General features: G+C 35.6%; 19 protein-coding genes and 9 tRNA genes. 6 read left to right on the plus strand and 22 right to left on the minus strand.

The genetic code is table 11. The features are described from left to right. Positions 1 to 6: 6 nt before the first annotated feature. From ssb to GJE18_RS07245, 6 genes are all read right to left on the minus strand, one after another. Entirely contained in the window at positions 7 to 426 is a 420-nt protein-coding gene (gene ssb, locus GJE18_RS07220; RefSeq protein ID WP_165804954.1) for a single-stranded DNA-binding protein, read from the minus strand. Continuing rightward, positions 419 to 1063, minus strand: a complete 645-nt coding sequence (locus tag GJE18_RS07225; RefSeq protein WP_165804955.1) for an ERF family protein — start codon at positions 1061 to 1063, stop codon at positions 419 to 421. The genes ssb and GJE18_RS07225 overlap by 8 nt, the downstream gene beginning before the upstream one ends. Beyond that, positions 1060 to 1278 (minus strand): DUF2483 family protein, encoded by a 219-nt coding sequence (locus GJE18_RS07230; protein WP_015978220.1) that lies wholly within the window; start codon positions 1276 to 1278, stop codon positions 1060 to 1062. Before GJE18_RS07230 ends, GJE18_RS07225 begins: the two co-directional genes overlap by 4 nt. Then, positions 1275 to 1544 carry a hypothetical protein gene (locus GJE18_RS07235; RefSeq protein ID WP_165805669.1) on the minus strand — a complete coding sequence of 90 codons (270 nt, stop codon included), beginning with the start codon at positions 1542 to 1544 and terminating at the stop codon, positions 1275 to 1277. Before GJE18_RS07235 ends, GJE18_RS07230 begins: the two co-directional genes overlap by 4 nt. A gap of 80 nt (positions 1545 to 1624) precedes the next feature. Beyond that, positions 1625 to 1801 carry a hypothetical protein gene (locus GJE18_RS07240; protein ID WP_165886123.1) on the minus strand — a complete coding sequence of 59 codons (177 nt, stop codon included), beginning with the start codon at positions 1799 to 1801 and terminating at the stop codon, positions 1625 to 1627. After that, positions 1795 to 2007: a hypothetical protein gene (locus GJE18_RS07245; RefSeq protein WP_107396783.1), complete on the minus strand. Its 213-nt coding sequence runs from the start codon at positions 2005 to 2007 to the stop codon at positions 1795 to 1797. Before GJE18_RS07245 ends, GJE18_RS07240 begins: the two co-directional genes overlap by 7 nt. 148 nt (positions 2008 to 2155) lie before the next feature. On the opposite strand from GJE18_RS07245, the gene GJE18_RS07250 reads away from it, so the two are divergent. Further along, positions 2156 to 2317: a hypothetical protein gene (locus tag GJE18_RS07250; RefSeq protein WP_165804950.1), complete on the plus strand. Its 162-nt coding sequence runs from the start codon at positions 2156 to 2158 to the stop codon at positions 2315 to 2317. Positions 2318 to 2333: 16 nt separating this feature from the next. Here GJE18_RS07250 and GJE18_RS07255 read toward each other — a convergent pair whose 3' ends face one another. The 3 genes from GJE18_RS07255 to GJE18_RS07265 are packed head-to-tail and all read right to left on the minus strand — an operon-like array spanning position 2334 to position 3602. Next, on the minus strand, positions 2334 to 2567 hold the full coding sequence (locus GJE18_RS07255) for a hypothetical protein (RefSeq protein ID WP_165804958.1): 234 nt from the start codon (positions 2565 to 2567) through the stop codon (positions 2334 to 2336). Positions 2568 to 2579: 12 nt separating this feature from the next. Then, positions 2580 to 3347, minus strand: a complete 768-nt coding sequence (locus GJE18_RS07260; RefSeq protein ID WP_165804959.1) for a phage antirepressor KilAC domain-containing protein — start codon at positions 3345 to 3347, stop codon at positions 2580 to 2582. A 12-nt stretch (positions 3348 to 3359) separates the two neighbouring features. Further along, positions 3360 to 3602 carry a helix-turn-helix domain-containing protein gene (locus GJE18_RS07265; protein ID WP_165804960.1) on the minus strand — a complete coding sequence of 81 codons (243 nt, stop codon included), beginning with the start codon at positions 3600 to 3602 and terminating at the stop codon, positions 3360 to 3362. 174 nt (positions 3603 to 3776) lie between these two features. Between GJE18_RS07265 and GJE18_RS07270 the strand changes: the two genes are divergently transcribed. From GJE18_RS07270 to GJE18_RS07285, 4 genes are all read left to right on the plus strand, one after another. Then, on the plus strand, positions 3777 to 4109 hold the full coding sequence (locus GJE18_RS07270; RefSeq protein ID WP_107360854.1) for a helix-turn-helix domain-containing protein: 333 nt from the start codon (positions 3777 to 3779) through the stop codon (positions 4107 to 4109). Positions 4110 to 4123: 14 nt separating this feature from the next. Further along, positions 4124 to 4588, plus strand: a complete 465-nt coding sequence (locus tag GJE18_RS07275) for an ImmA/IrrE family metallo-endopeptidase (RefSeq protein WP_165804961.1) — start codon at positions 4124 to 4126, stop codon at positions 4586 to 4588. Positions 4589 to 4602: 14 nt separating this feature from the next. Further along, positions 4603 to 5610 (plus strand): DUF4352 domain-containing protein, encoded by a 1008-nt coding sequence (locus tag GJE18_RS07280; protein ID WP_143564875.1) that lies wholly within the window; start codon positions 4603 to 4605, stop codon positions 5608 to 5610. 64 nt (positions 5611 to 5674) lie between these two features. Beyond that, positions 5675 to 6724: a site-specific integrase gene (locus GJE18_RS07285; protein WP_165804962.1), complete on the plus strand. Its 1050-nt coding sequence runs from the start codon at positions 5675 to 5677 to the stop codon at positions 6722 to 6724. 52 nt (positions 6725 to 6776) lie between these two features. On the opposite strand, the gene GJE18_RS07290 is transcribed toward GJE18_RS07285, so the two are convergent. From GJE18_RS07290 to hemE, 13 genes are all read right to left on the minus strand, one after another. Then, a tRNA-Ser gene (locus tag GJE18_RS07290) sits at positions 6777 to 6865 on the minus strand. Positions 6866 to 6913: 48 nt separating this feature from the next. After that, a tRNA-Glu gene (locus tag GJE18_RS07295) sits at positions 6914 to 6985 on the minus strand. A gap of 1 nt (position 6986) precedes the next feature. Beyond that, positions 6987 to 7061 (minus strand) — tRNA-Asn (locus tag GJE18_RS07300). 10 nt (positions 7062 to 7071) lie between these two features. Further along, positions 7072 to 7145, minus strand: a tRNA-Gly gene (locus tag GJE18_RS07305). A gap of 13 nt (positions 7146 to 7158) precedes the next feature. Next, a tRNA-His gene (locus GJE18_RS07310) sits at positions 7159 to 7231 on the minus strand. Positions 7232 to 7243: 12 nt separating this feature from the next. Continuing rightward, positions 7244 to 7316: transfer RNA gene (locus GJE18_RS07315), tRNA-Phe, on the minus strand. A 9-nt stretch (positions 7317 to 7325) separates the two neighbouring features. Then, a tRNA-Asp gene (locus GJE18_RS07320) sits at positions 7326 to 7402 on the minus strand. Between the two features lie 8 nt (positions 7403 to 7410). After that, positions 7411 to 7484 (minus strand) — tRNA-Met (locus GJE18_RS07325). A 100-nt stretch (positions 7485 to 7584) separates the two neighbouring features. Beyond that, positions 7585 to 7659 (minus strand) — tRNA-Glu (locus GJE18_RS07330). 167 nt (positions 7660 to 7826) lie between these two features. Beyond that, complete coding sequence (locus GJE18_RS07335) at positions 7827 to 8372, minus strand: RBBP9/YdeN family alpha/beta hydrolase (protein WP_240928897.1); 546 nt, start codon at positions 8370 to 8372, stop codon at positions 7827 to 7829. 91 nt (positions 8373 to 8463) lie between these two features. Next, positions 8464 to 9867 (minus strand): protoporphyrinogen oxidase, encoded by a 1404-nt coding sequence (gene hemY, locus GJE18_RS07340; protein ID WP_060551365.1) that lies wholly within the window; start codon positions 9865 to 9867, stop codon positions 8464 to 8466. Positions 9868 to 9880: 13 nt separating this feature from the next. Continuing rightward, positions 9881 to 10804, minus strand: a complete 924-nt coding sequence (gene hemH / locus GJE18_RS07345) for a ferrochelatase (RefSeq protein ID WP_107368998.1) — start codon at positions 10802 to 10804, stop codon at positions 9881 to 9883. A 22-nt stretch (positions 10805 to 10826) separates the two neighbouring features. After that, on the minus strand, positions 10827 to 11870 hold the full coding sequence (gene hemE, locus GJE18_RS07350; protein WP_060551367.1) for a uroporphyrinogen decarboxylase: 1044 nt from the start codon (positions 11868 to 11870) through the stop codon (positions 10827 to 10829). A 196-nt stretch (positions 11871 to 12066) separates the two neighbouring features. Here hemE and GJE18_RS07355 point away from each other — a divergent pair, with 196 nt between their 5' ends. After that, the gene (locus GJE18_RS07355) at positions 12067 to 12597 is read left to right on the plus strand and encodes an antibiotic biosynthesis monooxygenase family protein (protein WP_060551368.1); all 531 of its coding nucleotides are present in this window, start codon (positions 12067 to 12069) and stop codon (positions 12595 to 12597) included. The last annotated feature ends 44 nt before the right edge of the window (positions 12598 to 12641 follow it).

Below are 12641 nucleotides of genomic sequence, written 5' to 3' on the forward strand. Positions count from 1 at the left end.
CACGTCCTAGAAAGGCAAATCTGAGAACTCGTCATCACCGTTATCAAAAGGATTATCCTGCGCTTGTCCTCGCTGTTGTTTAGGTTGATTGTTTGATTGACCATTATTTTTAGGTTCTAAAAATTGCACACTGTCGCACACAACTTCCGTGACATATACTCGTTGACCTTCTTTATTTTCGTAACTGCGTGATTGCATCCGTCCATCAACGCCTGCTAAGCTACCTTTACTTAAAAAGTTTTTGACGTTTTCAGCTTGCTTGCGGAATACAACGCAATTAATAAAATCAGCTTGTTGTTCTCCATCTTTACTTTTGAAATTGCGATTTACCGCAAGTGTGAATGTTGATACATCTACGCCTGATGGCGTCGTTCTGAATTCAGGGTCTTTTGTTAATCGTCCTACTAATACAACTCTGTTAAGCATTATTATTTCCTCCAGTAATATTTTTTGCATTGTTTCGTATTTTATTAAGAGCTTCTGCTGCTTGTTTTTCTGTTAACTTATAGTTGTTTATATTGAATTTTTGTTCTACTACATTTTGTGGTGCTTCTTTATCGGTACCTTTAATCAAGTTTGTAAATGCTATAACTTCTTTTTTTAAAGTTCCTATCGTTTCACTACTAGCCCATTGGGTTCTATTCTGTTGCTTAGGGTTGTTATTCTTTCCACTTGCTGCATTACCGTCATCGTCTTGATCACTTGTAATCCCAAAGATTGCTGATAATGAGTAACGTTTGAGGTAACTAATCAATGACCCTGCACCTTGTGGCGTATTCTTTTCTGCATTCATGAACACGGGGTCATATTCGATATATTCACCACTTTCATGCATGAGCATTGTAGCGACTCCTACACGTCCCTCATCGTCGTTTAGTGCCCATTGGGTATATGACAATCCATGAGGTGTTGCAGCCTCGTCAATAGCCTCTACAACATTCTCAAGAGGTACATATTTTGATTTGAAGAAAGGATTGTTTTTATCTTTGAGTGGTTGCTTAACTTCTTTGCGGAAAGCGACCATCGCCTTATTGATTTCAACAACTGATTCAGATTTATTCATAATTCCACCCTTTCAATTTCGTCAGTTTCAGTGTGCGTGTGCTTATAGATTTCATGTGCGCTAGTGTCTATTAACACATCTTCTGTCCCATCAAATTTACGTGCATCACGCTTGTCTGTTGAATATTTAATAGTTGGGTTAGCGTCGGTTGGCCGGTTAGTGATATATAAATCTAAATCTTTATGTTTATAGAAATAGGTCACTATTGTTTTCATTTGATAAGTGCCTCCCCTGCGATGACATCTTTGATCTTGTTTACTTTCTCCTCTATAACCTCTGGTGATTCCCAGTCATAAATGTAAATTGATTTAATTTTATTTGGGTATCTAAAACCAACGTGATTAAATGCGATTCCTCTAGTACCACTGTCATAATTTATTCCTTCTACTGTGCATACGTTGTCGGAATAGGCTCGACATCTATCGAGTTCACGTTGAATTCTTAACATCTGTTCGATAGTCATTCGTTTTTCTTTTAACATTTGCGTTTACCTCCATTTTTGATATAATGAGGTCGGAATCTAATGTTAATTCTCCGACCCCGACTGTTTGCTAGTTGCAGCTAGCATTCAGTCTTTTTTAATGTTTGAATCACATACTTCGCAGCGTAGTAAGTTGTTACTACAGTTGTTATCGCTACAAACAATGTAGTTGTGAAATATGCATTGAATGCGAATATCGTTGTGATTACGAATGTAGTCATCAAAGCTACATTTAAAGCAGCTATTTTATTCACCATAAGTCCGTCTCCCTCCTCAATATGTTCTCTTTAATGAATTTCAATGCGGGTTTAATCTCGATGTAACGCTTGTTTCCTTTTCCAAAACGATACATACACGTTTGTTGAAATTCACGATTGCTATAAACGTGTTTTTCTAAATCGTTACGAGAGATACCCGAAACTTTGATAAACTCCTTTGCGTCTGCAAAACCTATAAATTCCATGAATATCACTCCTTTAATATCTATTTTTGTATTGCAGCGTCACACATGTGATGAACGCGATAATATTTAATGCGATTAGTAATGTAGTCATATAAGTAAACCTTTCATGTATAATGTTTTTATCTCCTTATGAAAAGAGGTGAAGCTTTTGGCAAAAATCAAAGGTATGAAAGAATTAGAGAAAGCTCTAGGAAAGGCTGCTCGATATATTGAAGTTCATTGTGTAAACTGTGGAAGGAAGTACACTGTTGATCTTAAAAAATCGAAAGCCAAGTGCCCTAAATGTAAAACTGAAATGAAACTTTCCTAATCTTTCTAGGTGGCGTCTATTCGTCACCTTTTTTTATTTTCGCTTTGAGCTTGAATTTGTTAATTTCTTTGATAGTGTTTTCTGTTTGTCTAACTAAACTTTCGTATTCACTTACTTTTCTTTTTAATTCAATCTGTTTATTCTCAGCTCTTGCTACCAAGCTTTTTAGTTCGTTAAATAATAATTTGAGTTCTGATAAGTTTGTTTCTACGTAACATTTATAGGGTTGTTTCTTTTTCTTTTTAAACATTGTTTGTCCTCCTTAATTTGGTTGTTCGATTGTGGGTAGAATGTCGTTATCTTTAAGTAAGTCGTAAATGAATAATCTACCTTTTTGCGTCCACTTAGTATTCATGCGAACCGATGTGCTACCGTCTTTATGTTCAATCTCCGTTGTAGAAGAATGTGTGTAACCTTTGTCGTGTAGATTTGAATAAAGTAACCATTGTCCTGATTGTTTATACTGAACCTTTAAATCGTGTAATAACTTGTTTAGCGCTTGAGCTGACATACCATAATCTTTTGCAATTTGTCCGACTGTAACTAAACTCTTGTTATTTAAAATAGTGTCTAAATAAGATGCTTTCGGTTCGTATTCGGCAATCTTTTGTTTTTGCATGTTGTTTTCTAGTTGTAATGCCTGTTTTTCTTTTTGTTCTTCAATCCAAAGTTCAGCGCGTTTGACTGGGTCGTCGATCATGTAACTTGCGGTAGGCTGTTTAATTTGTTGTTCCATTTCGTTAAATTTGTTGATGTACGCCATTTTGAATTCGTTGTGACCTTGAATGTTGAACATGTATAGAGTGAAACCATCTTTTGTGAGTAGGTATTCTTTTTGATTTCTACCTCTTGAATCTTTGTAATTACTATCGATAATTAATGTACTCACTTTTGAGGACATTAAAATTTGTTCTAAATCTCTCTTAACATTGTCATGTCTTCTACCTAATTCATTTGCTACAACTCGGCTAGAAACAACTGCTCCTAATTCCTTGTTGTTTTCGATTTTGACTTCCTGTAATAGTTGCATCGTTTGTCCTCCTTAAGTTTTTATAGCTTCTTTTCTCATTTTCGAGAAATCTTGAACATAAAAATATTCATCTAATGAAATATCAAGCACATCACACACTCTGCTAGCTTCAGCTAAAGTAAAGTCACTTTTATTTCTGTTTATTTTTTGACTAAAACGAGCTGGTGCCATTCCGATATCTTTTGCTACTTGTTGATGTTTAATATTTCTATCTTCCAGAAGCAATCTCAATTTTTTGTATCTTCTATTATTCAATTTTCTCACCTCTCATTTCTCATTTATGAGATTACACTATTGATTCTACATTCCCATTTATGAGATGTCAACAAATAAATTTCACTTTTGAGAAAAAAGTTTGTAAAAATAGTTGCAAAAGTGAGAACAAACTTATATAATAAGTTTGTAAATTACAAACAAGGAGATTATAAAATGTCTAAATTCAGTCAAAATCTTATAGCTTTGCGTAGAAAAAGAAATTTAACGTTAGTAGAATTGGCAAATCAGTTGAATAAAAAATACGATGTTAAGTTTTCAAAGGCCTCTATTGATAGATGGGAAAAAGATCAAACATCACCATCTGTTACCCACGCATCAGCATTAGCTCATTTTTTTGGTGTAAGTTTAGATGAATTAAGTGGTCGAGAAGAATTGGATTTACAAAAACCTCAAACTTTAGCTGCTCACCTAGAGGGTGAACTAAAACAAGAAGATATCGACTACATCATGTCTCTAGTCGAAAGGTTTAAAAACGAAGATAAATAAAGGGGAAGATATATTTGTCTAAGTACGAACAACTACTAATAGAGAATCAACATATTAAAATTAAAGATAATGTAAAACTACCAAAGGGATATGATGGTGTTTGTGCTGATTTCGTTATATTAATTGATAAAGATTTACCTGAAAGCAGAAAGCACGAAATCTTACATGAAGAAATAGCACACCACAAACTTTCATATGGTAACATCTTAGATCAATCACAGTTCAATAATAGAAAATTCGAAAATTACGCAAGACGCTACTCATACGAAACATCTATGCCTCTATCGGGTATAGTCCAAGCGTTTAAGCAAGGTGTACACAATCTGTATGAGCTTGCTAATTTTTTTGAGATTTCAGAAGGTCACGTACTAGATTGTATTGAGCATTATAAAAAGAAGTATGGTTTAAATACTCTTTTTGGTAATTATTTAATTGAATTTGAGCCTTTAAGAGTTTTTGAATATAAAAAAATTGAATAAAGGAGAGTTTTAAAATGGGAGAAAATTTTCATGACGAACAACAGAAAAAGCAGTGGGAACAATTCCAAGCGTTTCAGCGTCAACAAGATGAACAGCGTAAATCCAAAACTAAAAAGCGTTGGTTGTGGGGGTGTGGCGGTTGTCTTATAGCTTTTGTTATTATGATTGTTATTTTTAGCGCTTGTACAGCATTATTCACTGGTGGTGTTAAGAATTTAGGTCAAGATAATAATAAAACATACAAAATGGGCGAAACTGCCAAAAATGGAGATTTAGAAGTTCAAGTTAACTCTGTTGAAACAGCTAACCAAGTTGGCCCATCAGTTGCACCATCATACCCAAAAAATTCATATGTTGTAGTTGATGTATCAATTAAAAACAAAGGGAAAGAGTCATTAACAATAGATAGCAATATGTTTAAATTAAAATCTGATGATAAAACTTTTGATGCTGATAGTGCTGGTTCACTAGCTGCAAACCAAGCAGAAACTGGAAGTATCAAAAATTCATTCTTTTTAGAGCAAGTCAACCCTGATAGTACAGCAGAAGGTAAAGTAGTTTTCGATGTTTCTGATGCGGTAGCTAATGCAAAAGATAAAAAACTCGAAATTTCATCAAGTCTATTCAGTTCTAAAAAAGTCACTTTTGACTTATCTGATAGTAAAAAAAGCGCTAAATCTAAAGGTAGCGAAGACAATTCAAATAAAATTGATTTAAATGGTAATGATGAAGTAGCTAGCAATTCATCAATAAATGACGCGAGAATTCAAACTTCCAATGAACAACAACACATTGATCATGTAGTAAATCCAAATACTAAAGAGTCTAACAATGGTCAAAAGGATTCTAGCAATAAAACGCAAACTGAAGACGATCCAGTAGATCCAAGAATAGTTGAGCATAATAATCAACAAGTCATCGAATTAAAAAAGCAAATGGTTGAACATAATATGAATTTTGACCCTAATAGCGGCGGGGATTTATACAACATAGAAACCGGTAATTTTGTAAATGAAGAATAAAATTAAAGGGTACCCCCACGTACCCTTATTATTTTTTTCCTTTTTTTGAAATGGAGTGAGTAAAATGGCGTCATTTACAGTGACAAAACGCAAAAATAAAACATCTACATCATGGCAATATGATGTAAAGCACCCCTCTTTTAAGTCGGGGAAAAAACGAAAATCAGGATTTAAAACTAAAGCAGAGGCAACGAATGCTGCGCAACAATTAATCAATGAATTAGAGAATGGTTTCAACTTAGAGGATAACAAATTATTCTCTAAATATTACTGGGATTGGATAGAAATAAAAAATAAGCGCAACTTATCCAAACGTCAGTTTTACTGGTATGAAAGAGCAATCAATTTGTTTAACGATTATTTCGGCGATGACATGTTAGTCAAGAATATTACGCGTTCTGAATACCAAAAGTTTTTAAATGAATACGGTAATGATCGTGCGGATGAAACAGTACGCAAAGTACATGGTTGTTTGTCTCGCTGTATTAAAGATGCCGTATACGATGGTTATTTAAAGAAAGACCCTACCTACAATGTGGATGTTAAAGGGACGAAAGAAGCAAAAAAGGAATCTACTAAATTTATGACTATTAAACAATATTTAGACATGATTGAATATTTTAAAACACGTGATGAAATGAGTTATGTATTCCTATATATTTTAGCTATAACAGGTGCTAGATTCAGCGATGTTATAAATATGATTGAATTAGACTTGAATGAAAAAGAAGGTATTATACATTTAAGAGGTACTAAAACTGCTAATGCTGATAGATTTGTGGAAGTTACTACAAAGGATGTTAAACATATCAAAAGTAAACTGTCGAAGTTGCCACGCTCTTTTGATGGTAAACTATTCAAAATCAGTCATAACGCAGTAGCTAAAGCATTTAACCATGCTAAAGAACATATTGGTTTAGATGACAACTCAATCACACCCTATGCCCTGCGACATACACATACATCTTACTTACTTTCAAAAGGCATACCAATCGAATATATCAGTAAACGGTTAGGACATTACAACATATCAATCACACTTGACACTTATTCACATTTACTCGATGAACATAAAAAAGAGCAAGGTCAACGTGTCAGAGAATTATTCTCTTGACACATATTTGACACTTGCTACTCTCAAATCTTGTCATATCAAGGTTTTAGTACGGAGAGTGAGGGATTCGAACCCTCGAGACGCTTGTGGCGCCTACACACTTTCCAGGCGTGCTCCTTCGGCCAACTCGGACAACTCTCCAAAGATATAAACAAAAAAATCAGAAGCGATGTTTCACTTCTGATTATATGACCCCTACGGGACTCGAACCCGTGTTACCGCCGTGAAAGGGCGGTGTCTTAACCGCTTGACCAAGGGGCCATGGCTCCACAGGTAGGACTCGAACCTACGACCGATCGGTTAACAGCCGATAGCTCTACCACTGAGCTACTGTGGAACAATAAAAATGGAGCGGGTGATGGGAATCGAACCCACAACATCAGCTTGGAAGGCTGAGGTTTTGCCATTAAACTACACCCGCATTTAGCGATATGGGCGGCTGATGGGAATCGAACCCACGAATGTCGGAACCACAATCCGATGCGTTAACCACTTCGCCACAGCCGCCGTGATTGAAAGTGGTTCAGGACGGAATCGAACCGCCGACACAAGGATTTTCAGTCCTTTGCTCTACCGACTGAGCTACTGAACCATATTAAAATGGCGGTCCCGACGGGAATCGAACCCGCGATCTCCTGCGTGACAGGCAGGCGTGTTAAACCGCTCCACTACGGGACCTAAAGTAATTGCGGGAGGCGGATTTGAACCACCGACCTTCGGGTTATGAGCCCGACGAGCTACCGAACTGCTCCATCCCGCGATAATGTTATTTAAAATTAGCTACCTTTACATCATAGCAATTATTGTAAGGAATGTCAACACTTTTTTAAATTAATTTTAAAATTGTAAATAAAATTAAATGGTGACTCCTACGGGACTCGAACCCGTGTTACCGCCGTGAAAGGGCGGTGTCTTAACCGCTTGACCAAGGAGCCACAGCGCTAAATCCCTTAAGGACTTTCTTAGTATATAGTCAGATTATTAAAAGGTCAACGCTTTTCCACAAAGAAAATGTGTAATTTAGAACTCATAAGGTAAAAAGCTTACAATTAGTTTCAAAGTATTAACATTTTCTTTATTTATCATCTAATAAATAGCATACTCAATCTAATTTTTGAATAATTTTTTGTTTAAGGAAATTAAACGACTCAAAACCATCTTCCCGACAAAAATGTCCTCCTTCTTCTTGCACGTACAACTTTGCACCTAATACGTCACTGAGTTTTGCTGTATAAGAAAAAGGCACAATAGTATCATTTTTAGCTGCAATACAAAAACGATGATTCAATTTTATTTTTAAAGCATCATAATCTATATGTTGGTCGACAAACGCATCTAATTCTGGCATATGCGGTAGACGATCTTTAAAACCAGAAACGAGTGCAACACCACCTATTGAAGAGATGTCTGCGTCATTTAAAAATTTCAACGTTGTGATGACACCTGAACTATGTGCAACAAATAAGGTATCGTGGTTTAAATGTTGCACTTGTTCATTCATAGCAGGGATCCATTCTTCAACGCGAGGTGTATCTGGATTTGGAAATTTAATCACCTTTACATCATGTCCCTCAATTTCTAAAACATTTTTTAACCATGGAAACCAATGTTGATAAGGATCTGCATGATAACCGTGTGCAATATACACTTGAGTCAATTAAATCATCCCCTTTTATTTTACAAATCAAAAATCAGCAAAACATTAGCATTAAGGCCAAGTCCTGCTGATATCATTATTTTTATGTTTGAATTCTAGGAATCAACCTCTGAACTGCATCTTGTGCTTGTTGGATACAGTCTGGTAATCCCACCGCTTCAAATGGCGCGCCAGTAATTTGAAGATGTGGATATTCTTTATAAATGTGTTCTTGAATACGTTTAATATTATGAATGTGGCCAACATGATATTGAGGACTCGCATCAATCATTTTATTGACAATTGTAAAGTCAGGTTCATCATAAAATGTCATCATTTGAGACAGATCTTTTTTGGCAATAGCAACAAGTTCTTCATTACTATGTGTTTTAACTATATCATCACCCGGCTTACCAATATAGGCACGAATAAGTACCTTGCCATCAGGTGTCGTGTGTGGCCATTTTTTTGTCGTCCATGTACAAGCTGTAATGGAGGTATTGCTTGTTCTAGCAATCACAAAACCTGTGCCATTATGTGTATTTTTAATATTTTTTTCATCAAAAGCAAATACAATAGTTGCGACTGATGAGGCTTCTAAGTGTTTAAAATAATCAAAAGCTGGATCAGCTTCAAACCATTTATGAAAAACGTGATGCGGTGTCGTAACAATTACCCCATCAAAAAATGTGGAGGTCTCATGCGCTGTTACAACATTGTATCCTTTTTGTTGACGTACAAGGTTTTCTATTGGCGTATTATACTCAAATGCTACATGATGTTGTTTAAGCCATCGTTCAAGTTGGATGATTAAATCATACAATCCATGGCGGAACTGTTTAAACTGGCCTTGAGGTCCTTCAGTATTATGTTGATCTTGCTTTTCTCGATGCAAACGTACCTTTTGCATTCCTTTCATTATACTTCCGTGTGTGTCCTCTAAGGTTTTAAAATTAGGAAATGTGCTCATCAAACTTAATTGATCAATATCTGTACCATATATACCACTCAATAACGGTTCGATAAGATTTTCTAAAATCTCATCTCCTAGTCGATATCTAAAAAATGCCCCTACAGATATATCTTCATTCATCGAGATGGGTTTACGTGTTAAATCTTTTAATGCGCGTAGTTTACCTTTAAACGAAATTAATTTTGTCGTCACAAAAGGTTTGATATCGGTAGGGATACCTAAAATTGAGCCACCTGGAATCGGATATAATTGATTACGGGCAAATATGTATGACTGACCCGTTTGATTTGTGATGATATCTTCTTCAGGTATCCCCACTTCTTTAGCTACTTCCGTCATAATCGATTTACGCCCTAAATAAGATTCGGGGCCCAATTCAATGGTATAACCGTCACGAGATACTGTTTTAATTTTACCACCTGGAACATCTGAAGCTTCATATATTGTAATGTCCACATTTGGAAAGTGTTTTTTTATAAAGAAAGCACTTGATAGACCGGTGATACCAGCCCCTATAATTGCAACTTTTGTCATTGACCTCACACCTTTAACTCAAATTAGAGATTTCGTCTACGATGGCACCTATAAAGAGTGGATGCGTATCTGGCATAGGCGGTCTGTGATACATAGCTCCCACCTCATCACACACCACTTTACATTCATAATCATTATCGTAAAGTACTTCAAGGTGTTCGGCTACAAAACCTACAGGTGTATAAATAAAATGTTTGTATTGGTGCTCTTGATAAAGGTCTCGTGTTAAATCTTGAACATCTGGTCCTAACCAAGGCGTCCCCGTATTACCTTCAGATTGCCACCCTATCGCAATATTTTGAATAGCAGATTGTTCTTTTAAAGCGATAGCCGTATTTTCAAGTTCTTTTGGATATGGATCATTACTTTCTTTAATCATCTTCTCAGGCAAACTGTGTGCAGATACAATAAGCATTGTTTGATCATGCTCTTCTTGAGGTATATTCGCTAAGATTTCGTTAACTCTCATCGTCCAGTATTCAATAAATTTAGGTTGATGATAATAGTGTTGCACGTGGCGAAGTTGAATGCCAAATTCAGCTGCTTTTTTATCAGCACGTTTATCATATGAACCGATAGAGAAATTTGAAAAGTGTGGCGCTAATACGACTGTAAGCGCTTCTGTGATACCATCACGATGCATATTTGAAATAGCATCTTCAATAAAAGGATGTATATGTTTTAACCCTATATATAATTTATACGCAACTTCAGACTGCATATCATTTAATGCTTCACAAATTGCATGTGCTTGACGCTCAGTAATCTTCGCAAGTGGTGATAACCCCCCAATTGCCTCATAGCGGGATATTAAATCATTTAATTCTTCCTCGCTAGGCTTACGTCCACGTCGGATATCCGTATAATATGGTTCTATATCACTTTTCTGATACGGAGTCCCATACGCCATTACTAATAAACCGACTTCTTTTTTCATCCAAATCCGTCCTTTTTCAAGTCTATTTTAATATTTCCCCTGTATAATCATGTACAAATTTTGATACCCGTTGTAAAATTTCTGGTTTTACTTCTGGGAAAACGCCATGTCCCAAATTAAAAATATGAGAACCATGTGCTATTCCTTGATCTAATATTGGTTTTAATCTTTCTTCAATGACTGGCCAAGGTGCGAGCAATATACTAGGATCGAGATTACCTTGCACCGTTTTAGTCACACCTAATGATTCAGCTTGTTTAATGGATGTTCTCCAATCAAGACCCAAAACATCTATTGAAAGTTGATGCCAAGATGAAATTAAATGACTCGCACCAACACCAAATAAAATCACAGGCACATTAAAAGACTTAATACCTCGAACCAGTTTTTCCATACATGGCTTGATATAATAATCATAATCTGATTGATTCAAAGCACCTACCCATGAATCAAAAACTTGAATTAATTGAGCGCCTGCTTCAACTTGTGCCCCTACATAAGTGATTGACATCTCACTCAGTGTATCCATTAATTTAAACCAAGTCGCTTCGTCGCTATACATTAACGCTTTCGTCTTGTTATAGTTTTTGGATGGTCCACCTTCAATCATGTAACTCGCTAATGTAAATGGTGCCCCAGTGAAGCCGATGAGTGGTACATTCAATTTTTCAGACGTTAACAATTGAATCGTCTCGAGTACGAAAGGCACATCACGTTTAGGGTCAATTTGCCCTAGCTGTTCAACGTCAGACATTTGACGTATAGGATTTGAAATAACAGGTCCTATGCCAGATTTAATATCTACATCAACGCCAATTGCCTTTAAAGGCGTCATAATATCTTTATATAAAACTGCTGCATCTGTGTCATATTGCTCTACTGGTAAAGCAGTGACATAAGCACACAGTTCAGGTCGGTGTGTAATTTCAAATAACGAATATTTTTCTTTTAATTTACGATACTCAGGTTGTGAACGCCCTGCTTGTCGCATAAACCAGACAGGAGTATGTTTGATTTGTTCCCCTTTTATCGCTTTTAAAATCGTATCATTAAACGGTGTAACCATGAGAACCTCCTTAAAAACTTCATTCCTATCAACTATAGCATATTTAACGTATATAACGCTTACAAGGTACTCAAATGTCATAAAAGTTTAAAATCTAAAATTGCACTTTTATAAAGTATTCAAATGGGTATTATAAATTGTGGTCTTTTACCGTAAAAAAAAGTATAATAAGTTCAATATTAAGGAGGGAAACACCATGAAACTATATATCACTTATGGTACGTATGGTTATATACACCAGATTCAACTCAATAATAAAGATAGAAACTTACTCATTTTTTCATCAGATGATCGTTCCGTATTAATTGATGAAACTGAAAAAGAAAGTGTTTTCCAACAACCTAATGCTTTTCGTTCATTATCTCGTGTTGGGGACATTTCTGAAAATGATTTCCAAGCTGTTATCTCTATCCCTACTTCGGAAGACCATAAATATCAATTAGAAAAGAAATTAGATGCCTATTATCCGATATTATCGGATTTTGAAGGATACAAAAGTTTTAGATTATTAAAGCCATTAAAAGAAAATGTATATAAAGTTATGTTTGGTTTTGAATCAAGAACTGCATACGAAGATTTCAAAAAGTCATCTGTATTTAGAGAAAACTTTTCTAAAGATGCGGTACGTTCATTATCTGGTGTAACCGGTGCACATAGTTCTTATTTAGAACGTTACTTCTACCCTATTTCTGAAGAAGACATTTCTAAACAAGAAGATAATGCATAAAATAATTAAGAGGAAACATGGTGCTAAGACACCGCGTTTCCTCT

The sequence above is a fragment of the Staphylococcus agnetis genome, from assembly GCF_011466855.1.
GTDB classification, from domain to species: Bacteria; Bacillota; Bacilli; order Staphylococcales; family Staphylococcaceae; genus Staphylococcus; species Staphylococcus agnetis.